Genomic DNA, 26659 nt, shown 5'->3' with positions numbered 1-26659 from the left:
GCATGCGCTACGACTCGGTATTTAAACCCGGCTTGTTTAGCGGCCAGACCATCATGGTCACCGGCGGCGGCAGCGGTATCGGCCGTTGCACCGCTCATGAGCTGGCCCACCTGGGCGCGCATGTGGTGCTGGTCGGACGCAAGCTGGAAAAACTCGACGCCACCTGCAGCGAAATCAGCGCAGACGGCGGCAGCGCCAGCTTTCAGGTCTGCGATATCCGTGACGAAGACGCGGTCAAGGCCATGGTCAAAACCGTGGTCGCCGAGCGCGGGCAGATCCACCACCTGGTCAACAATGCCGGCGGCCAGTTCCCTGCGCCGCTGATCGGCATTAACCAGAAAGGCTTCGAGACCGTGGTGCGCACCAACCTGGTCGGTGGTTTTCTGATTGCCAAGGAAGTGTTCCTGCAAAGCATGAGCAAGCACGGCGGCAGCATCGTCAACATGCTCGCCGACATGTGGGGCGGCATGCCCGGCATGGGCCACTCCGGCGCGGCGCGCGCCGGCATGGAGAACTTCACCAAAACCGCCGCCTACGAGTGGGGCCACGCCGGCGTGCGGGTAAATGCCGTAGCGCCGGGCTGGATCGCCTCCAGCGGCATGGACACCTACCCCGAATCCATGAAAAGCATGATCCGCTCACTCAAGGATCACGTGCCGTTGCAGCGCATCGGCAGCGAATCAGAGGTGGCCGCGGCCATCGTCTTCCTGCTCACGCCAGGGGCCAACTTTATCAGCGGCAACACCATCCGCATCGACGGGGCCGCCAGCCAGGGCACCCGTGCCTGGACGCTGGGCAAGGCGAAAAACAGCGAGACCTATAACGGCTTCCACCGGGCCTATATGCCCGATGTGCTGAAAGATCAGGAGTAAGCCCCTATGCCGGTTATCCAATCCGAGATCGATGTGCATGGCGACGATTTCGCCAAGAACCGCGAGGCGATGCTCGCCGCTGTGGCGAGCTTTCGCGAGATCGAGCAGAACTGCCTGAACAAGGCCGCTGCCGCCAAGGAAAAATTCAACAAGCGCGGCCAACTGCTGCCGCGTGAACGCCTTAATTTGCTGCTGGATCCCGGCGCGCCGTTTCTTGAGTTGTCCTCGCTGGCCGGCTACAAGCTGCACGATGACAAGGACGGCACCCAGGCCGGTGGCGGGATCATTTCCGGCATCGGCTATATCGCCGGGGTACGTTGCCTGATCACCGCCAGTAACAGCGCGATCAAAGGCGGCACTATCTCCCCTACCGGGCTGAAGAAAACCCTGCGTCTGCAACAGATCGCCGTCGAGAACAAACTGCCGCTGGTAACCCTGGCGGAAAGTGGCGGCGCCAACCTCAACTATGCCGCCGATATCTTCGTCGAAGGCGCACGCGGTTTTGCCAACCAGGCGCGCATGTCCGCCATGGGCCTGCCGCAGATCACCGTGGTACACGGCTCGTCGACTGCTGGCGGGGCTTACCAGCCGGGGCTGTCAGACTACGTGGTGGTGGTACGTGGTAAAGCCAAGATGTTCCTCGCCGGCCCACCGCTGCTAAAAGCTGCCACCGGCGAAATCGCCACCGATGAGCAACTGGGCGGCGCCGAAATGCACGCACAGGTCGCCGGCACCGCCGAATACCTGGCCGAGAACGATGCTGACGGCGTGCGCATTGCCCGCGATATTCTCGCCATGCTGCCGTGGAATGCCCAGCTACCCGCACGCCCGGCCAAGCGCTACAGCGAACCGCTGTACCCGGCCGAAGAGCTGCTCGGCCTGGTGCCGTCAGATCCGAAAAAACCCTACGACGTGCGCGAAATCATCGCCCGTATCGCCGACGGCTCGGCCTTTCTCGACTTCAAGAACGAGTTCGACAACCAGACCGTCTGCGGCCATTTGCAGATCGAAGGCCAGCCCTGTGGCTTTATCGGCAACAACGGCCCGATCACCCCGCAAGGTGCGGCCAAGGCGGCGCAATTTATCCAACTATGCGAGCAGAGCAACACGCCGATTCTGTTCTTCCATAACACCACCGGCTTTATGGTCGGCACCGAGTCGGAACAGCAAGGCGTGATCAAGCACGGCTCGAAGATGATCCAGGCAGTGGCCAACGCCACGGTGCCGAAACTGACCATTGTCGTCGGCGGCTCTTACGGTGCTGGCAACTACGCCATGTGCGGCCGTGGCCTGGACCCGCGCTTTATTTTCGCCTGGCCCAACAGCAAAACCGCGGTGATGGGCGGCGCTCAGGCCGGCAAAGTGCTGCGCATCGTCACCGAGGAAAAACACCTGAAGGAAGGCAAAGAAGCCGACCCGAAGATGCTCGACATGCTGGAAACCGTCACCGCGCAGAAGCTCGACAGCCAGTCGACCGCCTTGTACGGCACGGCCAGCCTGTGGGACGACGGCCTGATCGACCCGCGCGACACGCGCAAACTGCTCGGCTACCTGCTGGATATCTGTGCCGAAGCCGCTGTACGCCCGCTTAAAGCCAATTCATTCGGCGTAGCCCGCCTGTAATCATTCGGAGAATAAAAATGATCTTCACCCAAGAACACCAAGAGCTACGCCGCACCGTTCGTAACTTCGTCGACAAGGAAATCAACCCACACGTCGAACAGTGGGAAAAAGACGGTCGCTTCCCGATTCACGAGATTTTCAAGAAAGCCGGTGACCTGGGCCTGCTGGGCATCTCCAAGCCGGAGAAATTCGGCGGCATGGGCCTGGACTACAGCTACTCGATCGTCGCTGCCGAAGAGTTCGGCACCATCCACTGCGGCGGCATTCCGATGTCCATCGGCGTGCAGACCGACATGTGCACCCCTGCTCTGTCACGCTTCGGTTCCGACGAGCTGCGTGAGGAGTTCCTCAAGCCGGCGATCAGCGGCGAGATGGTCGGCTGCATCGGCGTCTCCGAAGTCGGCGCGGGTTCGGATGTGGCCGGGCTGAAAACCACCGCCAAGAAAGACGGCGATGACTACGTGATCAACGGCAGCAAGATGTGGATCACCAACTCGCCTTCAGCCGACTTTATGTGCCTGCTGGCCAACACCAGCGACGACAAGCCGCACGTCAACAAATCGCTGATCGTGGTGCCGATGAACACCCCGGGCATCAGCGTCAGCCCGCATCTGGACAAACTCGGCATGCGCAGCTCGGAGACCGCCCAGGTGTTCCTCGACAACGTGCGCGTGCCGCAGCGCTACCGCATTGGCCATGAAGGCGCGGGCTTCATGATGCAGATGCTGCAGTTCCAGGAAGAGCGCCTGTTCGGCGCGGCCAACATGCTCAAGAGCCTCGAGCACTGCGTCAGCGCCACCATCGAGTACTGCAAAGAGCGCAAGACCTTCGGCAATGCGCTGATCGACAACCAGGTCATTCACTTCCGCATGGCCGAACTGCAGACCGAAATCGAGTGCCTGCGCGCCCTGGTCTACCAGGCCACCGAGCAGTATGTGCACGGCAAGGATGTGACCAACCTGGCGTCCATGGCCAAACTCAAGGCCGGTCGCCTTGGCCGTGAAGTCACCGACAGTTGCCTGCAGTACTGGGGCGGCATGGGCTTCATGTGGGACAACCCGGTATCACGCGCTTACCGCGACGTGCGCCTAGTGTCGATTGGCGGCGGTGCCGACGAAATCATGCTCGGCATCATCTGCAAGCTGATGGGCATTCTGCCGGGCAAAAAGAAAGGTTAAAGCCAGGCAGCCGTAGGATGGGTAGAGGCGCGCAGCGCTGATACCCATCGCCACCGACCTGATGGGTATCGCTGCATTCAACCTGCGCGGCCCGCCCATCCTTCGCCCCCTTGTATCGGAACACGTACATGCCATTACCGAACTGCGAAACCCTGCTGCTTAACCTCGACGCCGGCGTGCTGCACGTCACCCTCAACCGTCCGGACAGCCGCAACGCCATGAGCCTGGCCATGGTCAGCGAGCTGCGCGCGGTGCTGGACAGTCTGCGTGGCGACATGAGCGTGCGCGCCATCGTGCTGCGCGGTGCCGGCGGACACTTTTGCGCCGGCGGCGATATCAAGGATATGGCCGGTGCCCGCGCCAAGGGGGGCGACGCCTACCGCGACCTGAACCGCGCCTTCGGCAACCTACTGGAAGAAGCGCAACACACACCACAGGTGCTGATAGCCGTGCTGGAAGGTGCGGTGCTCGGCGGCGGTTTTGGCTTGGCCTGCGTCTCGGATATTGCCATCTGCCAGCAAGACGCCAAGTTCGGCCTGCCGGAAACCACCTTAGGGATTCTGCCGGCGCAGATCGCACCCTTTGTGGTTAAGCGCATTGGCCTGACCCAGACCCGTCGCTTAGCCCTTACCGCCGCACGCTTTAACGGCAGCGAAGCCGAACGTTTGGGCCTGGTGCACTTCAGCGAAGCCAGCAGCGCCGCGATCGACACGCGACTGCAGCAGGTGCTGGGCCAAGTGCGTAGCTGCGCACCGCAGGCCAACGCCCAGACCAAGGCCCTGCTGCTGGCCAGCCAGGATGAAGCCCTTGGCCCGCTGCTGGACCGCGCCGCCGAACAGTTTGCAGCGGCCGTCACGGGGCCCGAAGGTGTTGAAGGCACCATGGCCTTTGTAGAAAAACGCGCGCCGAAGTGGGCGCAGTAGCGGCATAACTACAGACGGTCGGATGGGTGGAGCGCAGCGATACCCATCAACCAACCACGATGGGTATCGGCACTCCGCGCCTCAACCCACCCTACAGTGCGATACAACCTAGCCAGCAGGAGCACCCAGATGCCCGCTTTCAACAAGATTCTGATCGCCAACCGCGGGGAAATCGCCTGCCGGGTGATGCGCACCGCCCAGGACCTCGGCTACCGCACGGTCGCCGTGTATTCCGCGGCCGATGCCGACGCCCGCCATGTGCAGCAAGCCGATGAAGCCGTGTGCATCGGCCCGGCGCAGGTCAATCAGTCCTATCTCGTAATCGACAACATCATCAAAGCCGCCCAAAAGACCGGCGCCGATGCGATTCACCCCGGCTATGGCTTTCTCTCGGAAAACGCCGATTTTGCCCGCGCCTGCCAAGCCGCCGGCATCGTGTTTATTGGCCCCACCGTAGAAGCCATCCACTTGATGGGCAGCAAGCGCCTGTCGAAAATCGCCATGCTAGAGGCCGGAGTGCCGTGCATCCCAGGTTTTGAAGGCGCAGCCCAGGATGACGAGACCCTAAGCCGTGAAGCCGAACGCATCGGCTACCCGCTGATGATCAAGGCCAGCGCCGGCGGTGGCGGGCGTGGCATGCGCCTGGTGCATGAGTCCAGCGAACTGCTGGCGCAGATCCGCACCGCACGCTCCGAGGCGCAAAACGCCTTCGGCTCTGGAGAGCTGATTCTCGAACGCGCGGTGATCCAGCCGCGTCATGTGGAAATTCAGGTGTTCGGCGATAGCCAGGGCAACATCGTGTATCTGGGTGAACGCGACTGCTCGGTGCAGCGCCGCCACCAGAAAGTGGTCGAAGAAGCGCCCTGCCCGGTGATGACGCCCGAACTGCGCCAAGCCATGGGAGAGGCCGCCGTTAAGGCCGCTGCATCGGTTAACTATGTCGGTGCCGGCACCGTAGAGCTCTTGCTCGATCAGAGCGGCGAATTCTTCTTCCTGGAAATGAACACCCGCCTGCAGGTCGAGCACCCGGTCACCGAATTGATCACTGGGCAAGACTTGGTTGCGTGGCAGATTCATGTTGCCGAAGGCCATGCGCTGCCGCTCAAGCAAGACGAAATCCGTCTGAGCGGCCACGCTATGGAAGTGCGACTGTACGCCGAAGATGCCACGCAAAACTTCCTGCCGCAGACCGGTACCGCGCTGCGCTGGGAGCCGGCGCTGCGTGACGGCATCCGCATCGACCACGGCCTGCTCGAAGGTCAGGTTATTAGCCCGTTTTACGACCCGATGCTGGCCAAGGTCATCGCCTACGGTGCCACCCGCGAAGAAGCACGGCGCAAGCTGGTGCGGGCAGTCGAGGATTGCGTGCTGCTCGGCGTCAACGGCAACCAGCGTTTCCTTGCCAACCTGCTCAGCCACCCAGAATTCGCTGCCGGTAACGCCACCACCGCGTTTATCGCCGAGCATTTCGCCACGGACCCGAGCCTCAGCCCACAACCGCCACACGCCGCTGAACTGGCTGCCGCTGCCGCCCTGCTATTTCAGCAATCAGCCAATGCCCGTGCCCATCAAGGCGGCCTGGCCGGCTGGCGTAATGCCGGCAGCGCGCCCTGGCACTTTGTGCTTAAACACGCCGAGCAGTCTTTCAATGTAGCGCTGGACGTATTGAGCGATGGTGCGCAGCCCAGGCTACTGGCCACCCTCGGCGATCAGCAGGTCAGCCTCACGCTGCTGGCCAGCGACGGCCGCTGGGCCACGCTAGAAGTGGACGGCATTCGCCAGCGTCTGGCCTATCACCTGGAGGGCGACAACCTCTGGCTGTATGGCCATAACGGCAACCTGCAACTCATCGACATCACCCACCAACCGGTCAGCAGCGCGGCTGGCGCTGGCTCGGGCAGCGTCAAAGCGCCGATGGATGGGGCAATTGTCGAGGTATTGGTCGAGGAAGGCAGCCAGGTCAGCAAGGGCCAACTGCTGGTGGTACTGGAGGCGATGAAGATGGAACACCCGCTCAAGGCCAGCATCGACGGCGTGGTACGCCGCATTAGTGTAGGGCGTGGCGACCAGGTGAAAAACCGCCAGCTGTTGGTGGAAATCGAAGCCGCAGAGGCTTAGTGACAGAACCGTAGGATGGGGCGGGCCGCGCAGGTTGAGCGTAGCGATACCCATCCGACAAAAGCAACGCAGACGAATAACAACAAATCACGGAGCACGCCCATGTCATTGCAAGATAAAACCCTGTTTATCACCGGTGCCAGCCGTGGTATCGGCCGTGAAATCGCGCTGCGCGCTGCGCGCGACGGTGCCAATATCGTCATCGCCGCAAAAAGCACCGAGGCGCACCCCAAACTGCCGGGCACCATCCACTCGGTAGCGGCCGAGGTTGAAGCCGCTGGCGGTAAAGCCCTGGCCCTGCAACTCGACGTGCGTGACGAAGAGGCCGTGAAAACGGCCATGGCCAAGGCTGCCGAACACTTTGGCGGCATCGACGTACTGATCAATAACGCTGGCGCAATCAAGTTGATGGGCGTCGAGCACTTGCCGCCCAAGCGCTTCGACCTGATGTTTCAGATCAACACCCGCGCGGTGATGGTCTGCAGCCAGGCCGCACTGCCCTACCTGAAAAAAAGCCAGGGCCACATCCTCAGCCTGTCGCCACCGCTCAACCTCGACCCCAAGTGGTTTGCCAACTACGGCCCCTACACCACCACCAAGTACGGCATGAGCATGCTCACCTTGGGCATGCATGAGGAATTCAAAAAATACGGCATCAGCGTCAACTCGCTATGGCCGAAAACCGTGATAGCCACTGCCGCCATCGAGTTCGAAGCCGGCGGCCCCGCGGTGATGAAAGCGGCGCGTCTGCCCGCGATCATGGCTGACGCGGCGTATGCCATTCTCTCAAGCCGTGAGCGCAGCATCAGCGGCCGGTTGCTGATCGACGAAGAGTTGCTCCGTGAGCAAGGGGTGAGTGACTTCGAACACTATCGCTATGACCCGAGCGGCAAACTGATGACCGACTTGTTTGTCGACTGACTCAGCGAAACAGCCCTGATCGCCGCACGTTCAGCCAGTGCCATGCGCTGGCTTGAACGTGCATCCCCAGCGTTTGGCGGCAAACGCCCATCGCATATAAAGTTGAGCCTTGAACCCAGCCATCTGGCTGCCGCCATCTGACTAAAACTCGCCAACAGTGCCGCGCAAACTTGGCTACTGCTTGAACTCGAACTGCAACTGCGCCCCTTCAATCGACTGCCAATAGTCACCGTCACGCTCATTGCTGATCAGTTTGCCATTGAGCTGAAAGGGGCTGTCGGGCTCGACCTTTTCCGTAAACAGCGGCGGCAGTAAGGTGCTCTCCTCGCTGAGCGGTGCCACAGGCTGCAGCGGATCAAACACGTTAGGCCGCAGCTTCAGGTCCAGCGGGTGATTTGGCTCTGCAGGCTCGACCTCAGGTAGCTGGGTAACTTTAGGCTTGCTTTGAACCGCTTCGGCGGGAGCAGCGCGTTCCTCTGCGCGCCTCAGCGCAGGCTTTTTCGGCTCAGCCTTAGCGGCACTGTTATCGCTTGCCGCTTGCACGGGCTGCACCGTGACGGCTTCGGGCTTGGCCGGCGCAGGAGGATTGGCAGTTTGCTCGCAGGCCGCTGATAACAGCAGCGCCAGTAGCAACAAGGTGCTTCGGATAGAGGGCATTAGCAGGTACAAAGGCAGTGGTATAAGCCGCTATGCTCGCCCCTACCTCTGGCGCTGGCAAGCCTGCAATGCGTACCAGAGGTAACAACGCCGCGCCCTGGCAAACCAGAGGCGCTGCCACACCGCGCTCAGTCTGCCTGCTGTAACTGCTGTAACTGAACATCTACATCCAGCTCAGGGTACTCACGCATCAGTTTTAACAGCAACGCATCGGCTTCGTCCGTCCAGCCATCACTCCGTAGCTTGAGTAAGCGCTGCAACTCACTGCGCAGTTGCCGCTCGGCTTGATTGGCTGAGGGCGCAACCGTTTTGCTTAAGGCGCGCTGGGCGGGTACGCGGTCGGCCGCTGGCGGCAGTTGCTCATGCAGCGCCTCGGCTGTTGGCGCTTCACCTAACATGGGGCTCGACGCAGCAGCCGAGCGTTTTTTCTCAGCCGTGGCAGCATCGGCGCTGTAGCCCTGAAGCGCCGGGGCGGGCTGGGCCGTCCGCGAGCGCTGGACTGGCTCAGCCGTGGCAGAGTCCGTCAGCGGTGTCGCTGCAGGTAACGACTGCGGTGCCATCCGGGCAGCCGCTGGCGCCGTGGGCAAGCCGCTGGGCACGGCATCAAATGCATCGGGGGTTTGTTCCAAGGTACGCCAGGTCAGGCTGACACCGATGCCCAGGCACGCGACGCCCGCCAAGGCCAGCGACCAGCGTGGCCGGCCGCTTGCACCGAATAGCCAATGGTGCAAGCGGCCACTCAAACCCGACTTGGCGGCTACGGCAGCCTTACTGCGCACTGCCGCGCTGGCTGCCGCCAGAATCTGTGCATCCAGCTGCGCGCTGGGCTCACCGCCACTGTGCTGGCGGAAATGCTCAAGCATCTGCCGCGCCTGCTCATCAGCTGTGTGTTGATCGTGATTCATACGGACAACTCCTCGGCGGCCGGGTCAGCCAGCAGCCGACGTAACTTCTGTAGGGCATAACGCAAGCGACTTTTCACCGTCTCGGCGGGTATCTGGGTCAGTTCGGCGATCTCCGCCAGCTCTAGGTCAGCATGGGCACGCAGCAGAAACACCTCGCGCTGTTCCGCCGGTAAGTCTGCCAAGGCGGCCTGCAAACGCTGCTGATCGCGGCTCAGGCTGAGCTGCTGTTCAGGACTCGGTTGCGAGTCGTGCGGGGCATGCCGCTGTTCATCATATTCAGCATGCCCCGCTTGGTGGCGAGCGTACTTGCGCCAGTGATCAATCAATCGATTGCGGCCGATCTGGTACAGCCAGGTTTTGAACAGTACCGCTTCGCGCAGCGCGCTCTGGCTGCGGATCAGGTTCATCCAGGTGTCCTGAAACACTTCTTCGGCCAGCGCGTGATCGCCACACAGGCCAAGCAGAAAACGAAACAGGCCGAGCCGATGGCGCTGATACAGCTCGGCGAAAGCCGCCGCATCACCGCGGCGGTAACGCCGCAACAGGGCGGCATCGTCACCCATGAGAGGTCGATTCACTGCTGCACTCGTAAAGGTGTTGTACGGGAATCCGCAGTTTGCAGGCTCTGCGCCAGTTCCACCAGCTGCACGAACTCGCCGCGCAGGCCGAAGCGATCCTCCCCCTTGGCGTTACGCGCCAACTCGGCGCTGTCCGCCAGACTGAAATGCCCGGTGTATTGCTCACCCTTAAGCTGCTGGGCAAACGCGGCCACGGCGGCGGCAAAGCGCAGGTCTTCACTGGCGCGACTGATAACTGGCACATCAGCAGCCTTAATGGCTTGCTCAAGCAGCTTACTCGCGCCCTGCCCCGGCGCCTTGTAACGAATCCGTAGCCACGCCAGTTCGCCCGCCTTGCTATCGGCTTTTATAGCCGTTTGATAACGCAGCGGCTCCAGCCAGCCGTTGCTACCCACCGGCACCACTTCATAAAGCGCAGTCACTGTATGGCCTGCGCCGATTTCGCCGGCATCGACCTTGTCGTTACTAAAGTCCTCGCGCTTTAGTGCGCGGTTCTCGTAACCCAGCAGGCGATATTCACTGACCTGCGCCGGGTTGAACTCGACTTGAATCTTTACATCGCTGGCCACCGTGACCAGGGTCGAGCTGAGCTGATCGACCAGCACCTTGCGGGCTTCGCGCAGGTTGTCGATATAGGCGTAGTTGCCATCGCCGGCATCGGCCAGTTGCTCCATCAGTTGCTCGTTGTAGTTGTCGGTACCAAAACCGAGCGTGGTCAGCGATACGCCGGTTTGGCGTTTGTCGGCGGCCAACTGCTTAAGGCTTGCAAAGTCACTGATGCCGACATTGAAGTCGCCATCGGTGGCCAGCAAGATGCGGTTGATGCCTCCCTCGATAAAGCCTTGCTGCGCCTGCTGGTAAGCCAGCTGGATGCCCGACTCACCGGCGGTGGAGCCGCCGGCAGCCAGCTGATCAATCGCCGCGCGAATCTTGGCTTTTTCGCTGCCCGCAGTCGGTTGCAACACCACGCTGGAGGAACCGGCATAGACCACCAGCGACACCTTGTCTTGTGCACCCAGCTGATCAACCAGCAACTTCAGGGTGCTTTGCACCAACGGCAACCCATCGCGACGATCCATCGAACCGGAGACATCCACAAGAAACACCAGATTGGCCGCTGGCAACTCGTCTACCCGCAAATCCGATGCTTTGATGGCAATGCGCAGCAGGCGACTCTGCGAGTTCCACGGCGTGGCTGCTAGCTCGGTATGGATACCGAAGGGTGCATCACCCTTCGGCAGCGGGTAGGCATAGGGAAAGTAGTTAACCAGCTCCTCCAGACGCACGGCGTCCTGTGGCGGCAGCTGCCCACCATTGAGAAAACGCCGCACATTGGCGTAACTGCCGGTATCGACATCAATGCTGAAGGTCGACACCGGAGTTACGGCGACGGCATGTACCGGGTTGTCTGCAAGTGCCTGGTACTGCTCGCGGCTCTGCGCTCGATAGCCCGGCAGCGCGGCATCAGCCTGCACCCTTGATATGGCCATGGCCCCTGGCATCGGCGCATAAGCCGCGCTGGGCATAGCAGCCTTACCCAACACCTCGCGCTTGCGCTGCGGCTCAGCCGGAGCGGCCAGTGTTTCATGCAACGCAGCAGGTTCGCTTGCACGGGCCTGGTCGGCCAAAGGGCTGTTACCCGCCGCCTTAGCGGGGGCTTCAGGATTGGCGGCGCTACACGCGCCCAGGCTGAGCAAAACGCCAGCGGCAAAACCGGCAAGTAAAGGACGGGTAAGCAGTACGTGAAAAGCAGACATGGGCGCAGCTCCTGAGCGATTGAATACACCATTCGCTCAGGTAGACGCAGGCTTTGTCTAAATCGGGTTAAACCGGGTTAAAACTGGCCGCCCCGTCCTGACACAGCTGCCCGGCGAGCATGCCCAGGGTCATCAATGCACGCTCGGCTTCGCGGTTCCACGGGATGCCGCAGTTCAGGCGTATGCAGTGGTTGAACTGCTCGGTATTACTAAAGATCAATCCCGGCGCGATGCTGATGCCCTGCTGCAAGGCGCTCATGTGCAGGTCCTTGGTGTTGACCCGCGCCGGCAGGCTGACCCAGAGAATAAAGCCGCCTTTGGGCCGGCTCATCTGTGTGCCTTCGGGAAAATACTGCTGTATCGCCAACTGGAAAGCGCTGAGATTCTTGCGGTACTCCTGCCGGATAAAGCGCAGGTGACGGTCATATCCGCCGTTCTCCAGATAAGCCGCCACCGCCATCTGCGTCACGCTGCAGGCCGAGTGGGTGCTGAAGGTCTGCAGGCGCTGGATTTCATCCTGGTACTTGCCGGCCACTATCCAGCCGATACGCACCCCCGGCGAGAGAGTTTTCGAGAAGCTTGAGCAGTACACCACTCGGCCGTCGCGGTCATAGGACTTCAGGGCCTTGGTCGGCCCTTGCTCGAACATCAGCTCACCGTAGATATCATCTTCGATGATCTGAATATCGTAATCGCTGGCCAGGCGCAGCAACTGCCGCTGACGCTGCTCAGGGATGGTGCCGCCCAGCGGGTTACTCAGGCGTGCGGTCAACACCAGGGCCTTAATCGGCCACTGGTTGGACGCCAGCTGCAGGGCTTCCAGGCTGATGCCGGAGGTCGGATCGCTGGGAATCTCGATGACTTTTAAGCCGAGCAAATCCGCCAGTTGCAACAGCCCGTAATAGGTCGGTGATTCGGTGGCAATCAGGTCGCCCGGCTTGGTCAGCACGCGCAGGCTCATCTGCAAGGCATCGACACAGCCGTGAGTGATCACCACCTCGCTCGGATCGACCACCACGCCGGCGTCACGCATGCGGATCGCCACCTGACGACGCAACGGCTCGAAACCTGGGCTGAACATATAACTGAAGGCACGCGCACTGTGAAACCGGGTGACCTTGGCCAGTTGCTGGTGCAACGCGCGCACCGGCAGATAATCCACGTGCGGCACGGCGGCCCCCAAGGGGAACACACCTTCTCGGCGCGACTCAGCCAGTACCTGATTAATGATGCTGCTGCGCGTCACCAGGCCAGGCCGCTCGACCCTGGCAATATCGGGTGTGGGTGCGGTCAAGGCTGGGGTCTGGTGAACATAAAAGCCGGACTGCGGCCGCGCGCGGATCAAACCCTGATCCTCTAGATTGGCGTAGGCCTGCAGCACAGTGGCATGGCTGACGCTGAGCTGCGCACTCATTTTGCGCACCGAGGGTACGCGCTCACCCGGCTGGTAAACGCCACGGCGAATGTCTTCCGCCAGTTGTTGAGCAATGCGCTGATAAAGCAACAGACTGGTCATAACCACGTTCCTGCTTGACTGAACCGTAACAGTAAACCGACTCATCGAAAGTTCACCGGTACAACTCAGTCAATTGTGAGCGTTACAGTGCCTCCACGCCAGCGACTGTTACGGTTCACTTAACACTTAAGCTGATTGTGCCAGGCGTATCAGCGGCAATAAAAAACCTGGCGAACCAGGTTTTTTAACAATCGGCAAAGACTCAACGAGCTGAGCCGAGACGACCCTGCTCGTCGGAGAAGACAATTTCAACCCGACGATTCTGCGCCCGGCCTTTGGCCGATGCATTTTCAGTCACCGGGAAGCTCTCACCGTGGCCCTGTACCTCGATGCGTTTGGCATCAACGCCTAAATCGACCAGCGCATCCGCAATCGCTTGCGCACGCATACGCGACAGCTCGAGGTTTTCCTGGGCATCGCCGCGGCTGTCGGTATAACCCTCGATGCGCACGATACGGCGTGGGTTTAACTGCAGGAACTGCACCAGTTTCAGTACAGTGCGGTTGGCTGAAACGTTCAGATCACTCTGCCCAGCATCGAACAGCACATCGCCCAGGGTCATCACCAAACCACGCTCGCTCTGGGTGGTGGCCAAGCTGATCATCTGCTCCTCAAGCCAGCTGCTCTGATCCTGGAGACTCAACAACTTGGCTTCGCGCAGCGCCAACTGCAGGCGCTGACGCTCCAACTCCAGTTTGACCGCGCGTTCCTGATTCAGGTTGAGGGTGCTCTTCTGCCGCGCAATCGCACTGTGCTGCTGGCTCAGATAGGCATAGTGCAGCACATCAGCAGAGCTGCCCCAATAGCTCGACAAGCGATCGGCTTTAGCCAGCGATTCACCGGCGCGAATCAGGTCCTTAGGCGCGCTGCGGAGTACATCCGCATCTTCCCTAACCTGCTGATAAGCCGCGTGGGCGGCATCCAAGGCCTGGTCACTGGAACGCTGCGATGATGCGCAACCGCTCAACAGCAGCGCACTCACTGCAACACTTAAAGCAGCCTGAAAACGCTTCATTGCAAACCTCCCAACTGTTTACGCAGGCGGTTAATTGCGTTGTTCAGTGCTGCCAGCTGTTGCAGGCTTTTTGCATTCAGGTATTCAGCTTCAGCCAGGCGGGCGTCCAGCTCTGCCTGCTCGGCATACACCCGCGCCTGCTTGTAGTCTTCGTCCTGCATGGCGGTTTGCGCCAACGCGAGCTTGTCTTCGGCGAGATGCAGGGCGGGCGATTGCTCTGCCGATAACCCCAGTGCTGCCGCCTGGCTAAGGGCTTGTTCAGTTAAGCGTACCTGCTCATGAGGGGCCGGGTCAGATACGCAGGCGCTGAGCATAAGCGGCAGCAAGACCGCACAAATAAATCGATTGATCACGGAGTTTCCTACTGTTTGGCCTCAGTGGCGAGGGCGGGCTGTTGATCGGCCCAGCGTTGCAGGTTGCGTTGCAACAAGGCTTCAGGCAAATCGCTGGCAACTGCTTCAGTCATTTTCTTCGCTAGCATGCCGCGTAGCCAAGGGTCATTACAGGACGAATTATGCGACAAGCTCAGGTGCAGCCCCTCGCTGGAGATTGGCGGGTCAAGCACCAACAGCTCATCTTGAATACCTAGGCGATCAGCCAGTGCCTGGCCTGGATAACGCTCGTACAAAACATAATCGGTGCGCCCCAGCAGCAGTTTCTTGAAAGCCTGGTTCAAACTGGACACACCTTCCACAGCGAGGTTGTTCTTGCTGTAGGCATCAAACTGTTGGCCAAAACTGTTATTGACCAAGGTACCACCTGTGCGCTCACGCAGATCTTCCCAGCCAGCATAAGGAAATTCAGCCCCACGGTGCACCCACACCACACTGGGCGTCAGGTAGAAGGCAGGGTGAACATAGTCCATCACCTCCAAGCGCGGCAGTGTAAGGAAAGCCCCGGCAAGCAAATCGACACGACCTTGGCGAACCTCATCCTGCGCGCGCGACCACGGCCCGGTATAAATGACGTCCACCACTACGCCCAGTTCCTTGGCCAGGTGCTGCAGTAAATCGGCATTAGCGCCGATGAGCTTCTGCGGGTTCTGCGGGTCGCGCCACAAATAAGGCGGATACTCCGGATTACCAGTGGCCACCAAGCGCTCACACTTACCTGCGGCAAGGGCGAAACCCGGCATCAGCAGCACGCCGAGCAACAGCAAAATCGATTTGTATAAACCACGCTCAAGCATTGGCGAACTCTCGACTTAACCTTTGGAAGGGTGTGGGCAGGTGCAGACAGGAATGTATCGCATTCATGCTAGCTTAATACGCATTCATACTAATTTGCGATAAAGACCTTTTATGAAAACTTATCGTTAGCTTGATTCTCATGCTCATGACCGGCGCAACTCTGCTCTATCTATCGCCAGCCAGCTTGTTAGCCAGTATGCAGTTCATAGAGAGGCAACGCGCAGAGCTGAATCTCAAGCAAATCAACGTTGGCGATCTTAGCATTCATTACTACGAAGGCGGCCCAAGCGACGCACAAACCATCCTGATGGTGCACGGCTTTGCCGCCAATAAAGACAACTGGCTGCGCTTCGCACGCCACCTTCCTCAGGATTACCGAGTCATAGCGCTCGACTTGCCAGGATTTGGGGCAAGCAGCAAGCCAGCCGGTAGCTACGATGTCGGCACACAGACTGAGCGCCTGGCGGGGATTATCGACGCGCTGGGTGGCCACATCAGTACGCTGTATGCCTCGCGCTATCCGAACCGGGTAGCCTCACTGGCATTACTCGATAACGCCGGCATCACCTCGCCACACCCCAGCGAGCTACGTCTGCGCCTACAGCGCGGCGAAGCCAATCCACTGGTAGCAAGAAGCCCCGAGGATTTTCAACGCTTACTGGCATTCATCTTTGTAAAACCGCCCTACCTGCCGGAATCGCTCAAAGGCTATTTCGCCGAACAGGCTGCCAGCAACAGCAGCCATTACGACCAGGTCTTTGCCCACCTGGTCGAGCGTTATGTCCCGCTGGAACCTGAGCTGAGTAAGATCCAAGCGCCAACGCTGATCATCTGGGGAGCCGAAGACTGCGTATTAGACGTATCCAGTGTCGAAATCATGCGACCACTCCTGGATAAACCCAGTGTGGTCATCATGCCCAATACCGGCCATGCGCCGATGATTGAACAACCGCAGTTGACCGCCCAGCACTACCGAGCCTTCCTTAAGGCGCTTGTGCAATAGGTGGCGCCAGCCAATAGCGTTGGATTGACGGACAGCAAGGGCACGCGACTTTCGCAAACAAAAAACCCGCTCAATGAGCGGGTTTTGTGTGAGCGGAGAACGCCTGGTTTAAACCAGTTTTTCCAGCTCAGGTACGGCGTCGAACAGGTCAGCGACCAGACCGTAATCGGCTACCTGGAAGATCGGCGCTTCTTCGTCCTTGTTGATCGCAACGATCACTTTGGAGTCTTTCATGCCGGCCAGGTGCTGGATCGCGCCGGAGATACCGACGGCGATGTACAGCTGTGGCGCAACGATCTTGCCGGTCTGACCGACCTGCATGTCGTTCGGCACGAAACCGGCGTCAACCGCGGCGCGCGAAGCACCCACAGCAGCGCCAAGCTTGTCGGCCAGAGCGTAGAGGTGCTTGAAGTTGTCACCGTTCTGCATGCCACGACCGCCAGAAATGACGATTTTGGCAGCGGTCAGCTCAGGACGGTCGGATTTAGCCAGCTCTTCGCCGACGAAAGCCGATTTGCCAGCATCCGCTGCGCCGCTAACGGCTTCAACAGCAGCACTGCCGCCTTCGGCAGCAACTGGATCGAAACCAGTGGCGCGCACGGTGATGACTTTGACAGCAGCCGAAGACTGCACAGTGGCGATAGCATTACCGGCGTAGATCGGACGCTTGAAGGTGTCAGCGCTTTCAACCGCGATGATTTCCGAGATCTGATCAACGTCCAGCGCAGCGGCTACGCGCGGCAGGATGTTCTTACCGTTGCTGGTAGCAGCAGCCAGAATGTGGCTGTAGCCCTTGCCCAGTTCGGCCACTAGCGGCGCGACGTTTTCCGGCAGCTGGTGCGCGAAAGCCGCGTCGTCAGCAACCAGCACCTTGGCCACGCCAGCGATTTTGCCAGCAGCTTCGGCAGCGGCGGCGCACGCGGCACCGGCAACCAGAACGTGAATGTCGCCGCCGATCTTCGCAGCAGCAGCCACGGTGTTCAGCGTGGCTGGAGCCAGGGCGGCATTGGTGTGTTCAGCGATAACCAGGATAGTCATTTAGATTACCTTCGCCTCGTTCTTCAGTTTCTCGACCAGTTCAGCCACGGACTTGACCTTGATGCCGGCGCTGCGGGTAGCAGGCGCTTCGACTTTCAGGGTCTTCACAGTGGAGGCAGTGGAAACGCCCAGGTCGCCCGGGGTAACAGTTTCCAGCGGCTTCTTCTTGGCCTTCATGATGTTCGGCAGCGACGCGTAGCGCGGCTCGTTGAGGCGCAGGTCGGTGGTCACGATAGCCGGCAAGCTCAACGCAACAGTCTGCAGACCGCCGTCGATTTCGCGGGTGACGTTGACCTTGTCGCCGGCCACTTCCACTTTGGAAGCGAAGGTGCCTTGAGCGAAACCAGTCAGGGCGGCGAGCATCTGGCCAGTCTGGTTGTTGTCGCTGTCGATGGCCTGCTTGCCGAGGATAACCAGCTGTGGCTGCTCTTTATCAACAACCGCCTTCAGCAGCTTGGCGACAGCCAGGGAGTTCAGCTCATCGGCCGATTCAACCAGGATGGCACGGTCAGCACCCAGCGCCAGCGCGGTACGCAGCTGCTCTTGAGCAGTGGTCGGGCCGATGGTTACAACAACGATTTCGCTCGCTACGCCTTTCTCTTTCAGGCGTACGGCTTCTTCCACGGCGATTTCGCAGAAAGGGTTCATCGACATCTTGACGTTGGCAAGATCAACGCCGCTGTTGTCCGCTTTGACGCGAACTTTGACGTTGTAGTCGACCACTCGTTTGACAGCTACAAGAACCTTCATGGATTCCTCGTTACTCTCCGGTGAATAAGAATGTCGCCAGAAGCGAACATGGCGGGAACTGCAGACCGGCCGGAACCGGGAGTCAACCAATTAACGGCAGACACAAAACCGCTCGTATCTTGAACGCACGACCTAGGCTGGTCAATACAACGAGGCGGCCAATCGCAAGCGATGTAGTAAGATTCTACCAGCCCTACAGAAAATTCAAACAAACGTTTGTATTGGACCGTTGGAAGGCTGCGGATATAATGCGCCAGCATCGCTCACGGAACGAGCTCGATCGCCAAATAAAATTAGAGAGCCTTGAGTAGGAGATAGCCTGTGGAACGCGAGTTTATGGAATTCGACGTCGTCATCGTCGGCGCCGGCCCTGCGGGTCTGTCCGCCGCCTGCCGACTGAAGCAGAAAGCAGCCGAAGCCGGCAAAGAAATTAGCGTCTGCGTGGTCGAAAAAGGCTCCGAAGTCGGCGCACACATTCTTTCCGGTGCCGTATTTGAGCCCCGCGCCCTGAATGAGCTGTTCCCCGACTGGAAAGAGCTTGGCGCGCCGCTGAACACCCCAGTCAAGCGCGATGACATCTATGTACTGACCGGTGCAGACAAATCCACTCGCGTGCCTGACCTGTTTGTGCCCAAGACCATGCACAACCATGGCAACTACATTATTTCCCTCGGCAACCTGTGCCGCTGGTTAGCTCAGCAAGCGGAAAACCTCGGTGTAGAAATCTACCCAGGCTTCGCCGCCCAAGAGGCCCTGATCGACGAAAACGGTTCGGTGTACGGCATTCTCACCGGTGACCTTGGCGTTGACCGCGAAGGCAACCCGAAAGAGGGTTACTACACCCCCGGCATGGAACTGCGCGCCAAGTACACCTTGTTCGCCGAAGGCTGCCGTGGCCACATCGGCAAGCAGCTGATCAAAAAATTCAACCTCGACTCCGAAGCCGATGCCCAGCATTACGGCATCGGCATCAAGGAAATCTGGGACATCGACCCGGCCAAGCACGAGCAAGGCCTGGTGGTGCATACCGCTGGCTGGCCACTGGACATCGTTGGCAGCGAGAACACCGGCGGCTCCTTCCTTTACCACCTGGAAAACAACCAGGTAGTCGTGGGACTGATCGTTGATCTGTCGTACAGCAACCCGCACCTGTCGCCATTCGATGAGTTCCAGCGTTACAAGCACCACCCGGTGGTTGCTCAGTACCTGGAAGGCGGCAAGCGTGTGGCATACGGCGCTCGCGCCATCGCCAAGGGCGGTCTCAACTCGCTGCCGAAGATGGTCTTCAACGGTGGCGCGCTGATCGGCTGCGACCTCGGCACCCTGAACTTCGCCAAGATCAAGGGCAGCCACACCGCCATGAAGTCCGGCATGCTGGCCGCTGAGGCGGTAGCGGACGCGCTGTTTGCAGGCAAGGAAGGCGGCGACCAGCTGACCGGGTACGTCGATGCATTCAAAGCCAGCTGGCTGTATGACGAGCTGTTCCGCAGCCGTAACTTCGGCCCGGCGCTGCACAAGTTCGGCCCACTGGTTGGCGGCGGCTTCAACTGGCTGGATCAGAACATCTTTGGTGGCAAGATTCCTTTCACCCTGCACGACACCAAGCCGGACTATGCCTGCCTGAAGCTTGCCGCAGACGCACCGAAGATCAGCTACCCGAAACCCGACGGCAAGCTCAGCTTCGATAAGCTCAGCTCGGTATTCCTCTCCAACACCAACCATGAAGAGGAACAACCCTGCCACCTGAAGCTCACCGACTCGAGCATTCCGCTGGGCAAGAACCTGCCGATGTACGACGAACCGGCGCAGCGCTACTGCCCCGCCGGGGTTTATGAAATCGTCACCCAGGAAGACGGCGAGAAGAAATTCCAGATCAACGCGCAGAACTGCGTGCACTGCAAAACCTGTGACATCAAGGACCCTGCCCAGAACATCAACTGGGTGGCCCCTGAAGGCACAGGCGGGCCTAACTACCCCAATATGTAAGACACTAAAAAGGCTCCCTCGGGAGCCTTTTTTATTTGGGTCTAAATCACAGTAATGGTCAGTCTGGCTGTGGACCAATCGGGAAAAACTCACCGCTACTCCACACCCCCAGCCACGCTTTACCATCAATCTGTCGCACAACCGCCAGCTCGATCAACTGATAGAACACATTACGGTGGATCAGCGCCTCAAGGTTAGTCCGCACCAGCAAGTAGGGCGCAGGCTCTTCGGTCAGCGCATCCAGCTCAACCCGCAGCGGATGCTCGCTACCTGCCACCACCTCATCCTCGACATTGGTGACAAAGCGCAGCACCTGCGCCTCGCCCACGCCTTCCACGTGCAGACTGACTGCGACAAAAGGCGCGTCATCCACCTGAATGCCAACCATCTCGACCGGCGTCACCAACACATATTTATCGCCGTCGCGGCGAATAATGGTGGAGAACAATTTAACCATCGGCTTGCGGCCAATCGGCGTGCCCATGTAATACCAGGTGCCATCACGGGCGATACGCATGTCGATATCGCCGCAGAAATCCGGGTTCCACAGATGCACTGGCGGCAAACCTTTGCCCTCAGCTTTGGGTATCTGTGCCAGCAAATTGCCGGCCTTGTCTGTGTCAGTCATCAGCCTTCCTCAATGCCCCAAACCTAACAAGCGCCGCGCATAGTCCTGCAGCGCCGGCCCGATCATGTCCTCTGGCTTGGCATCATAAAGCGTCATGAAGCCACCGCGGCTGCGAATACGTGCAGTATCGACCATATAACGCGTATTGGTTTCAATCAGCATCAACTGGATCACCCCGCGATCGATGCCCAAACGGTCCAGCGCCTCCTGATCTTCCCACTCCTCAACAGTGCCGATGCGGTCATCGGCAAAGGCGAAGCGGCTATACAGCAGATAGTGGGCTCCAGCTGCACGCGCCTCAGCCAGCGACTCCTCAAGACCTAACGGCGACTTGGCACGACGGACCATGGGAAAATATTCAACGAACCCCTTATAGGCTTCTTCCGCCACCACATTGGGCCGTGGATAGGCGCCGCCTGGCGGTACGAAATGCCCTTGAGCGATATAAATGAAGGAGTCCGCCTGTAAGCGCCAGGGGCTGGCACGGCGGGTCTGGCTGTGGTCGAGCACACCGACATCGCGCAGTTGATAAATCGCGCTGTCGGCCATATCGCTGACTTTCATACAGCCGCCCAGCAGCAACACACCCACTAACAACAACAGGCTACGCATCACACTTCTCCTGCAGCCGGCGACGGAAAACCGGCAGATAGGGCCTAGATGCAGGTTTCACGCCAGCCACATCGTTTAAAGGCCGCGCTGCCACTCCTGACGCAAATGCGCTTGCTGCGGTTGCTCAATGGCCTGACGCACCTGCGCCAGCAAGCGCTGTTTATCGGCACCGAGCGTACCCTTGAGCACCAGGTAGTTGGACGCATGATCGCTACGAAACACCGTATCGCGCAGCTCTAACCCTTGCAGCAGACGCTCCACCTCAACAAATAATTGCTGCTGATTCAACGCCTGGAAATCGGCAAAGTTTTGCCGAAAGCGCACCTCGCCCTGGGGAAAGCTCACCACTAGGGTCGAAAGAAATTCAGGCTGAGACTCGTTCATCAGGCGCGCCGAATTATCCGCATGCTGCTCACTCAACACGGTGCCACCCAAACCATTAAGGATCATCACCGAACGGGTGATACCGGCCTGGCCGAGCTTGTCCAAGGCGCTCAGGCTGGATTCGAAGGTCTCCCCCTTGTTGACCCGCGCCAGCACTTCATCATCACCCGACTCACAGCCAACGTAAGCCATTCCCAGTCCGGCATCAGCCAGCTCCTTGAGCTCAGCCACAGATTTTTTGCGTAGGTTGCGCGGCAAGCAGTAGCTAGAGACGCGCGTGACTTCAGGCATGTGTTCACGAATTGCGGTAAGGATGGTCAGCAAACGTCGCGTGGGCATGACCAACGCATCACCGTCAGCCAGAAATACCCGCTGCACGATCATCCGCTCGCCCGTGCGGCGAATCTCTTCAAGCACCTGCGCCTCGTCACGGGCACGGAACTTCTTCTGCTCTTGGGTATACATTTCGCAGAAGGTGCAATTGTTCCAGGAGCAACCGTTGGTCACCGGCAGGATCAGCGAATGGGCTTCGCTAGGTGGACGGAATACCGGCTCGATGTAGCTGATGGGGAAATCTTGCATGCTCTTCACTCAAGGCAAACGGCGGATTTAGCCGCCAATAATCTTCATCACAGTCGCGCCGCCGGAGAACGCCACAGCCTGTTTGTCACCCAACGCCTTGACCAACAGACCCTGCAAGGCCGGCAATGCCTGATGGCGGGGCTTATCGAGCAGATCAGCGACATAGTGGCGATTGCTCGAGGACAGGCAGCCATGCAGCCAGCCGGTCGACGACAAGCGCAGACGCGAGCAGGTGCGGCAGAACGGCACGCTCTCATTGGCGATCACGCCAAAAAAACCCAACCCGGGAATCTCATAGCGCAGCGCCGTCGCATCCACGGGGGCTGCCGCCTGAATAAAGGCATAGCGCTCGGCAATCATTGCCAGCAACTCGGGCATCCCCACGAACTGACGCTGGAAGCCATTGCCGTCGCGCGCCAGATGGCCCATGCGCATCAACTCGATAAAGCGCAGCTCGAAGCCATTGGCCAGGCAATAATCGAGCAACGGCAGCACCTGATCGAGGTTCTGCCCACGCAACGGCACCATGTTGACCTTAATCTGCAGCCCCGCCGCTTTAGCCTGCTGCAGACCGTCGAGCACTGTCGCCAGGTCGCCGCCACGGGCAATCGTGCGAAATGCCGCAGCATCTAGGGTATCGAGGGAGACATTCAAACGGCGGATACCGCACTCCAGCAACAAGGGCAGCTTACGTGTCAGCAGTTGAGCATTGGTAGTCAGGCTGATATCGGCCAAACCGAGATGGCTGACGCCGCGCAAAAAGGCGTCCAGCTTCGGGCTGAGCAGTGGTTCGCCACCGGTGATGCGCAGCCGCTCGATACCGGCAGCTTCGATCAGATAAGCCACGCCACGCAGCATGGCATCGGCCGATAGCTCATCCTGCGCGGCCACCAGACGCTTGCCGTCGGGGACACAGTAAGTGCAGGCATAGTTACAGGCGGCGGTCAGGCTGACACGTAAATTGCGAAAGCGTCTGCCCTGGCGGTCAACGATCATGCACGACTCCAGCAAAGGTAGGCGTCGAGTATAGGGTCGCCGCCAGCGCAGCAGATCGGTTATCCACTCGCTGAATACCTCAGCTAGCCGGAGTGTCGCCCTCACGCTTGCGCTTGTTGCCCATGCGCACGCCGATGTCCATGAGGAACTGGAAAAAGCCTTCCTGATCTTCCAGCACATTACTCCAGAACGGCGAGTGATACAGCGCCACAGCGCCGTGCACCAGCGCCCAGGCCGCGCAGTAATGGAAATACGGCGGTACGTCTTCCAGCTTGCCTTCGGCGATACGGCCCTTGATCAACAGGGTCAGTCGCTCGAAGTTGGAGGCGCGAATTTTGTGCAGCTGCTCGACCATCTCCGGCACTTGATTGCCCTTGACCACCTTCTCTTCCAGGCGATCAAACAGGCGATAGCGCTGCGGGTCACGCATGCGGAACTCAAAGTAGGCACGCGACAAGGCTTCCTTATCGCGATCGACGTCAGCCGAGTGAAACAACTCGTTAAGGTCACGCTCGTAGTCGAGCATCAGGCGTAGATAGATCTCCGCCTTGGATTTGAAATGTTTGTAGATAGTGCCTTTGCCAATACCAACCGTGTCGGCAATCATCTCCACAGTGACGCTGTCTTCGCCCTGTTCGAGGAAAAGCTTCAGTGCTGTGTCGAGAATTTCCTGTTCGCGGCGGCGAAACTCACGGACCTTGCGGGGTTCTTTATGCATAAAAGGACTAGAGGGTCAAAAAAACGAAGGCGCGTATTATGCCTAACTAACGACAAATTGCACGGATCATCCGACCATGTACGCAGTTCATGACGAGTTCCCACAACTTCCCGGCCTGCGCTATCTGAACCACGCTGCCGTCTCCCCCTGGCCACAACGGGCCGTCGATGCGGTCAGCCGGTTCGCCAGCGAGAACGCTCGCACCGGTGCCCGCGACTATCCATCCTGGCTGCAGGTCGAACGCCGCCTGCGCGAGCGTTTGCAGCGCTTACTCAACGCACCGACCTGCGCCGATATCGCCCTAGTCAAGAACACCTCCGAGGCGCTGTCCTTTGTCGCTTTCGGCCTGGACTGGCGGGCGGGCGACCAGGTGGTAATCAGTGACGAGGAGTTCCCCTCTAATCGGATAGTCTGGGAGGCACTTGCGCCCCTTGGCGTCGAGGTGGTGCAAGTCAACCTGCACAACGGTGATGCAGAAGCCGCCTTATTGGCCGCCTGTGGCCCGCGCACCCGATTGCTGGCAATCAGCGCGGTGCAATACGCCAGCGGCTTGCGCCTGGATCTGCCGCGCCTGGGTCACGGCTGCCGAGCGCGTGGCGTACTGCTGTGTATCGATGCGATCCAGCAACTTGGCGCCCTGCCCCTCGATGTACAGGCCAGTCAGTGTGACTTTGCCATGGCCGACGGCCACAAGTGGCTGCTCGGCCCAGAAGGCCTCGGGGTGTTCTACTGCCGCAGCGACCTGCGCGCGCAACTAAAATTGCATGAATACGGCTGGCACATGCTCGAACATGCTGGCGACTACCAGCGCCGCGATTGGCAGCCAGCACGCAGCGCTCGACGCTTTGAATGCGGCAGCCCGAATATGCTCGGTGCCATGGCACTTGAGGCCAGCCTGTCGCTGCTCGAGGAAGTGGGTATGCCCCAAGTCGAGCAGGCGCTACAGGCGCGCATGCAATGGTTGATCGACGGTCTGCAAAAATGCGCGGGCATCCACTTTCACAGCCCACTGGCACAGCCGCTACGCGCTGGCATTCTGAACTTCAGTCTGGATGGCTGGGCACAGCCGGCTTTATTCGAGCGTTTGAAACAGCAACAGGTGATCTGCGCGCAGCGCGGCGCCGGCATCCGCCTGTCGCCGCATTTCTACACTACACCGCAAGTAATTGAGGACACGCTGCAGCTGTTACAGCAGCTGGCCACTAGTTGAGGACTCAGCAGCACGGTCTGTATTCCAAATCCGTTTAAGAATCAGCGCAATTGGCCTGGACGATCGCCAATCTTCACCAATACTCATGAGTACTGGTGTGCGGCGTACCCCCCAAGCGTCCCACCAGGCAAGGTACCGTGGACCGCGTATCTTGATTTACTCCTAATGGTCTTAGCCCGGTCTCCCCCCCAGAGCCCGGGTTTTTTTATGGCAACCATCCTTCGCGCAGTCGCTGGGCGACGTTAACAGCTTCCCTAGGCAATTTTTGTCCTGAACCTGCGGGGGCTAGCTCACACGCGCCAGAGGGAACAGGCGCTTGAAGTTAGCCGTGGTCTGCTCAGCCAGCTGCTCGAAGCTGACGCCGCGTAGCACCGCCAGGTATTCGGCCACATCACGCACATACTCGGGCAGGTTCGGCTTGCCGCGGTGCGGGATTGGTGCCAGGTAAGGTGCATCGGTTTCCACCAGCAAACGATCGGCAGGCACTTGTCGCGCCACCTCACGCAACGCCTCAGCATTGCGGAAGGTGACAATCCCCGACAACGAGATGTAGAAGCCGAGATCCAATGCCGCCTTGGCCATTTCCCAGTCTTCAGTAAAACAATGCAGCACACCGGCTTGCGCCAGTGCCGCCTCACGCAGCAGCGTCAGCGTGTCCGCTCGCGCCTCACGGGTATGCACAATTACCGGCTTACCGGTAATGCGCGCCGCATCCAGGTGCAGACGGAAGGAGGTTTGCTGCAGCGCAGCGGACTCCGGCTCATAGTGGTAATCCAGTCCGGTCTCACCAATGGCCACCACCTGGGGATGATTCAACTCAGCAAGCAGCCAGTCCAGCGCCGGCGTAACACCGGGCTCTAGATCCAGCGGATGCACACCGACCGAGCAATCAACATCGGCATAGCGCTCAGCCAGGCCTTTGACCGCGGCAGCATTGTCGGCACTGACGCCGATACACAGAAAATGACCAACGCCACGCGCGCGCGCAGCATCCAGCGCCGCATCGAGCGAACCGCCGTGGGCGGCCAAGTCGAGGCGATCAAGGTGACAGTGGGAATCAACGAGCATGGGAAGCAATCACTTGAGAGTCGGTGGCATAAAACAGTCACCGTTGTACGGAGGGAAAACGCTTACATGGTGTGGGTCGGACGATCCGAGGTCAGGGCACCCGCCAGGTAGGTTTCGATCTTGTTGCGCGCGGTGTTGTCGCCATCATTGAACTGCACACCCACACCAGCGGCGCGGTTACCTTGCGCACCTTTTGGGGTAATCCAGACCACCTTGCCGGCAACCGGAATTTTTTCCGGCTCATCCATCAAGTTGAGCAACATGAACACTTCGTCGCCGAGCTTGTAGCTCTTGTTCGTCGGAATAAACAGGCCGCCGTTCTTGATAAAGGGCATATAAGCGGCATAAAGCACGGATTTGTCTTTGATTGTCAGCGACAAAATTCCGTTACGCGGGCCCAAGTTAGGAGGCAGACTCATGCGGCATTCCTG

Annotated in this window: 26 protein-coding genes; 9 read left to right on the top strand and 17 right to left on the bottom strand. The window is 59.6% G+C overall.

Features of this window, described 5'->3' with window-relative positions; genetic code table 11:
• The first annotated feature begins 2 nt into the window (after positions 1 to 2).
• The 6 genes from Q0V31_RS13165 (at position 3) to Q0V31_RS13140 (ending at position 7635) form a co-directional block, all read left to right on the top strand.
• The gene (locus Q0V31_RS13165; RefSeq protein ID WP_298188230.1) at positions 3 to 872 is read left to right on the top strand and encodes an SDR family oxidoreductase; all 870 of its coding nucleotides are present in this window, start codon (positions 3 to 5) and stop codon (positions 870 to 872) included.
• 6 nt (positions 873 to 878) lie between these two features.
• On the top strand, positions 879 to 2495 hold the full coding sequence (atuC, locus tag Q0V31_RS13160) for a geranyl-CoA carboxylase subunit beta (protein WP_298188229.1): 1617 nt from the start codon (positions 879 to 881) through the stop codon (positions 2493 to 2495).
• Between the two features lie 17 nt (positions 2496 to 2512).
• Positions 2513 to 3673: a citronellyl-CoA dehydrogenase gene (atuD, locus tag Q0V31_RS13155; RefSeq protein WP_298188228.1), complete on the top strand. Its 1161-nt coding sequence runs from the start codon at positions 2513 to 2515 to the stop codon at positions 3671 to 3673.
• Positions 3674 to 3801: 128 nt separating this feature from the next.
• A complete protein-coding gene (locus tag Q0V31_RS13150) occupies positions 3802 to 4596 on the top strand; it encodes an enoyl-CoA hydratase-related protein (protein WP_298188227.1) in 795 nt (264 codons plus the stop codon).
• Positions 4597 to 4725: 129 nt separating this feature from the next.
• Positions 4726 to 6714 (top strand): acetyl/propionyl/methylcrotonyl-CoA carboxylase subunit alpha, encoded by a 1989-nt coding sequence (locus Q0V31_RS13145; protein WP_298188226.1) that lies wholly within the window; start codon positions 4726 to 4728, stop codon positions 6712 to 6714.
• A gap of 102 nt (positions 6715 to 6816) precedes the next feature.
• Complete coding sequence (locus tag Q0V31_RS13140) at positions 6817 to 7635, top strand: NAD(P)-dependent oxidoreductase (protein WP_298188225.1); 819 nt, start codon at positions 6817 to 6819, stop codon at positions 7633 to 7635.
• Positions 7636 to 7809: 174 nt separating this feature from the next.
• Here Q0V31_RS13140 and Q0V31_RS13135 read toward each other — a convergent pair whose 3' ends face one another.
• The 8 genes from Q0V31_RS13135 to Q0V31_RS13100 all read right to left on the bottom strand — a co-directional run bounded on the left by Q0V31_RS13135 (position 7810) and on the right by Q0V31_RS13100 (position 15252).
• Positions 7810 to 8292, bottom strand: coding sequence for a hypothetical protein (locus tag Q0V31_RS13135; protein ID WP_298188224.1), 483 nt, complete (start codon positions 8290 to 8292; stop codon positions 7810 to 7812).
• A 128-nt stretch (positions 8293 to 8420) separates the two neighbouring features.
• On the bottom strand, positions 8421 to 9197 hold the full coding sequence (locus tag Q0V31_RS13130; RefSeq protein WP_298188223.1) for a hypothetical protein: 777 nt from the start codon (positions 9195 to 9197) through the stop codon (positions 8421 to 8423).
• Positions 9194 to 9775: an RNA polymerase sigma factor gene (locus tag Q0V31_RS13125; protein ID WP_298188222.1), complete on the bottom strand. Its 582-nt coding sequence runs from the start codon at positions 9773 to 9775 to the stop codon at positions 9194 to 9196. The genes Q0V31_RS13130 and Q0V31_RS13125 overlap by 4 nt, the downstream gene beginning before the upstream one ends.
• Positions 9772 to 11532 (bottom strand): VWA domain-containing protein, encoded by a 1761-nt coding sequence (locus Q0V31_RS13120; protein ID WP_298188221.1) that lies wholly within the window; start codon positions 11530 to 11532, stop codon positions 9772 to 9774. Before Q0V31_RS13120 ends, Q0V31_RS13125 begins: the two co-directional genes overlap by 4 nt.
• Before the next feature lie 67 nt (positions 11533 to 11599).
• Entirely contained in the window at positions 11600 to 13048 is a 1449-nt protein-coding gene (locus Q0V31_RS13115) for a PLP-dependent aminotransferase family protein (protein WP_298188220.1), read from the bottom strand.
• Positions 13049 to 13250: 202 nt separating this feature from the next.
• A complete protein-coding gene (locus Q0V31_RS13110) occupies positions 13251 to 14063 on the bottom strand; it encodes an OmpA family protein (RefSeq protein ID WP_298188219.1) in 813 nt (270 codons plus the stop codon).
• Positions 14060 to 14416, bottom strand: a complete 357-nt coding sequence (locus Q0V31_RS13105; protein ID WP_298188218.1) for a DUF4398 domain-containing protein — start codon at positions 14414 to 14416, stop codon at positions 14060 to 14062. Before Q0V31_RS13105 ends, Q0V31_RS13110 begins: the two co-directional genes overlap by 4 nt.
• 8 nt (positions 14417 to 14424) lie before the next feature.
• Entirely contained in the window at positions 14425 to 15252 is an 828-nt protein-coding gene (locus Q0V31_RS13100) for a transporter substrate-binding domain-containing protein (protein ID WP_298188217.1), read from the bottom strand.
• Positions 15253 to 15392: 140 nt separating this feature from the next.
• On the opposite strand from Q0V31_RS13100, the gene Q0V31_RS13095 reads away from it, so the two are divergent.
• Positions 15393 to 16256, top strand: coding sequence for an alpha/beta hydrolase (locus tag Q0V31_RS13095; RefSeq protein ID WP_298188216.1), 864 nt, complete (start codon positions 15393 to 15395; stop codon positions 16254 to 16256).
• A gap of 108 nt (positions 16257 to 16364) precedes the next feature.
• Here Q0V31_RS13095 and Q0V31_RS13090 read toward each other — a convergent pair whose 3' ends face one another.
• The gene (locus tag Q0V31_RS13090) at positions 16365 to 17294 is read right to left on the bottom strand and encodes an FAD-binding protein (RefSeq protein ID WP_298188215.1); all 930 of its coding nucleotides are present in this window, start codon (positions 17292 to 17294) and stop codon (positions 16365 to 16367) included.
• A complete protein-coding gene (locus Q0V31_RS13085; RefSeq protein WP_298188214.1) occupies positions 17295 to 18044 on the bottom strand; it encodes an electron transfer flavoprotein subunit beta/FixA family protein in 750 nt (249 codons plus the stop codon).
• A 321-nt stretch (positions 18045 to 18365) separates the two neighbouring features.
• Here Q0V31_RS13085 and Q0V31_RS13080 point away from each other — a divergent pair, with 321 nt between their 5' ends.
• On the top strand, positions 18366 to 20030 hold the full coding sequence (locus Q0V31_RS13080; RefSeq protein ID WP_298188213.1) for an electron transfer flavoprotein-ubiquinone oxidoreductase: 1665 nt from the start codon (positions 18366 to 18368) through the stop codon (positions 20028 to 20030).
• A gap of 58 nt (positions 20031 to 20088) precedes the next feature.
• Here the strand turns inward: Q0V31_RS13080 and Q0V31_RS13075 are convergent, their stop codons facing one another.
• The 5 genes from Q0V31_RS13075 to Q0V31_RS13055 all read right to left on the bottom strand — a co-directional run bounded on the left by Q0V31_RS13075 (position 20089) and on the right by Q0V31_RS13055 (position 23950).
• Positions 20089 to 20658 carry a DUF1285 domain-containing protein gene (locus tag Q0V31_RS13075; protein WP_298188212.1) on the bottom strand — a complete coding sequence of 190 codons (570 nt, stop codon included), beginning with the start codon at positions 20656 to 20658 and terminating at the stop codon, positions 20089 to 20091.
• 9 nt (positions 20659 to 20667) lie between these two features.
• Positions 20668 to 21270, bottom strand: coding sequence for a DUF4823 domain-containing protein (locus Q0V31_RS13070; protein ID WP_298188211.1), 603 nt, complete (start codon positions 21268 to 21270; stop codon positions 20668 to 20670).
• Positions 21271 to 21345: 75 nt separating this feature from the next.
• Complete coding sequence (locus tag Q0V31_RS13065; protein ID WP_298188210.1) at positions 21346 to 22236, bottom strand: radical SAM protein; 891 nt, start codon at positions 22234 to 22236, stop codon at positions 21346 to 21348.
• Between the two features lie 27 nt (positions 22237 to 22263).
• Entirely contained in the window at positions 22264 to 23232 is a 969-nt protein-coding gene (locus Q0V31_RS13060; protein ID WP_298188209.1) for a radical SAM protein, read from the bottom strand.
• Positions 23233 to 23311: 79 nt separating this feature from the next.
• On the bottom strand, positions 23312 to 23950 hold the full coding sequence (locus tag Q0V31_RS13055; protein WP_298188208.1) for a TetR/AcrR family transcriptional regulator: 639 nt from the start codon (positions 23948 to 23950) through the stop codon (positions 23312 to 23314).
• Between the two features lie 76 nt (positions 23951 to 24026).
• On the opposite strand from Q0V31_RS13055, the gene Q0V31_RS13050 reads away from it, so the two are divergent.
• Positions 24027 to 25160, top strand: coding sequence for an aminotransferase class V-fold PLP-dependent enzyme (locus tag Q0V31_RS13050; protein WP_298188207.1), 1134 nt, complete (start codon positions 24027 to 24029; stop codon positions 25158 to 25160).
• Between the two features lie 285 nt (positions 25161 to 25445).
• Here Q0V31_RS13050 and Q0V31_RS13045 read toward each other — a convergent pair whose 3' ends face one another.
• Together Q0V31_RS13045 and Q0V31_RS13040 are read right to left on the bottom strand one after the other, a co-directional pair.
• Positions 25446 to 26228 (bottom strand): TatD family hydrolase, encoded by a 783-nt coding sequence (locus Q0V31_RS13045; RefSeq protein WP_298188206.1) that lies wholly within the window; start codon positions 26226 to 26228, stop codon positions 25446 to 25448.
• Positions 26229 to 26290: 62 nt separating this feature from the next.
• Positions 26291 to 26647 (bottom strand): PilZ domain-containing protein, encoded by a 357-nt coding sequence (locus Q0V31_RS13040; protein WP_090238100.1) that lies wholly within the window; start codon positions 26645 to 26647, stop codon positions 26291 to 26293.
• Positions 26648 to 26659 lie beyond the last annotated feature (12 nt).

The organism is uncultured Pseudomonas sp., from assembly GCF_943846705.1.
In the GTDB taxonomy this organism is placed as follows: Bacteria; Pseudomonadota; Gammaproteobacteria; order Pseudomonadales; family Pseudomonadaceae; genus Aquipseudomonas.
The sequence above is the reverse complement of the archived record's forward strand: the minus strand, read 5'-3'. Positions and strand labels throughout refer to the sequence as shown.

Bases quoted from the DNA above. Each gene is read 5' to 3' on its own strand.
- Q0V31_RS13075 (WP_298188212.1), bottom strand. From the start codon at position 20,658: ATGACTGACACAGACAAGGCCGGCAATTTGCTGGCACAGATACCCAAA.
- Q0V31_RS13065 (WP_298188210.1), bottom strand. From the start codon at position 22,236: ATGCAAGATTTCCCCATCAGCTACATCGAGCCGGTATTCCGTCCACCT.
- Q0V31_RS13100 (WP_298188217.1), bottom strand. From the start codon at position 15,252: ATGCTTGAGCGTGGTTTATACAAATCGATTTTGCTGTTGCTCGGCGTG.
- Q0V31_RS13085 (WP_298188214.1), bottom strand. From the start codon at position 18,044: ATGAAGGTTCTTGTAGCTGTCAAACGAGTGGTCGACTACAACGTCAAA.
- Q0V31_RS13095 (WP_298188216.1), top strand. From the start codon at position 15,393: ATGCTCATGACCGGCGCAACTCTGCTCTATCTATCGCCAGCCAGCTTG.
- Q0V31_RS13115 (WP_298188220.1), bottom strand. From the start codon at position 13,048: ATGACCAGTCTGTTGCTTTATCAGCGCATTGCTCAACAACTGGCGGAA.
- Q0V31_RS13040 (WP_090238100.1), bottom strand. From the start codon at position 26,647: ATGAGTCTGCCTCCTAACTTGGGCCCGCGTAACGGAATTTTGTCGCTG.
- Q0V31_RS13135 (WP_298188224.1), bottom strand. From the start codon at position 8,292: ATGCCCTCTATCCGAAGCACCTTGTTGCTACTGGCGCTGCTGTTATCA.
- Q0V31_RS13130 (WP_298188223.1), bottom strand. From the start codon at position 9,197: ATGAATCACGATCAACACACAGCTGATGAGCAGGCGCGGCAGATGCTT.
- Q0V31_RS13045 (WP_298188206.1), bottom strand. From the start codon at position 26,228: ATGCTCGTTGATTCCCACTGTCACCTTGATCGCCTCGACTTGGCCGCC.
- Q0V31_RS13060 (WP_298188209.1), bottom strand. From the start codon at position 23,232: ATGATCGTTGACCGCCAGGGCAGACGCTTTCGCAATTTACGTGTCAGC.
- Q0V31_RS13150 (WP_298188227.1), top strand. From the start codon at position 3,802: ATGCCATTACCGAACTGCGAAACCCTGCTGCTTAACCTCGACGCCGGC.
- atuC (WP_298188229.1), top strand. From the start codon at position 879: ATGCCGGTTATCCAATCCGAGATCGATGTGCATGGCGACGATTTCGCC.
- Q0V31_RS13140 (WP_298188225.1), top strand. From the start codon at position 6,817: ATGTCATTGCAAGATAAAACCCTGTTTATCACCGGTGCCAGCCGTGGT.
- Q0V31_RS13070 (WP_298188211.1), bottom strand. From the start codon at position 21,270: ATGCGTAGCCTGTTGTTGTTAGTGGGTGTGTTGCTGCTGGGCGGCTGT.
- Q0V31_RS13145 (WP_298188226.1), top strand. From the start codon at position 4,726: ATGCCCGCTTTCAACAAGATTCTGATCGCCAACCGCGGGGAAATCGCC.
- atuD (WP_298188228.1), top strand. From the start codon at position 2,513: ATGATCTTCACCCAAGAACACCAAGAGCTACGCCGCACCGTTCGTAAC.
- Q0V31_RS13110 (WP_298188219.1), bottom strand. From the start codon at position 14,063: ATGAAGCGTTTTCAGGCTGCTTTAAGTGTTGCAGTGAGTGCGCTGCTG.
- Q0V31_RS13090 (WP_298188215.1), bottom strand. From the start codon at position 17,294: ATGACTATCCTGGTTATCGCTGAACACACCAATGCCGCCCTGGCTCCA.
- Q0V31_RS13165 (WP_298188230.1), top strand. From the start codon at position 3: ATGCGCTACGACTCGGTATTTAAACCCGGCTTGTTTAGCGGCCAGACC.
- Q0V31_RS13050 (WP_298188207.1), top strand. From the start codon at position 24,027: ATGTACGCAGTTCATGACGAGTTCCCACAACTTCCCGGCCTGCGCTAT.
- Q0V31_RS13120 (WP_298188221.1), bottom strand. From the start codon at position 11,532: ATGTCTGCTTTTCACGTACTGCTTACCCGTCCTTTACTTGCCGGTTTT.
- Q0V31_RS13055 (WP_298188208.1), bottom strand. From the start codon at position 23,950: ATGCATAAAGAACCCCGCAAGGTCCGTGAGTTTCGCCGCCGCGAACAG.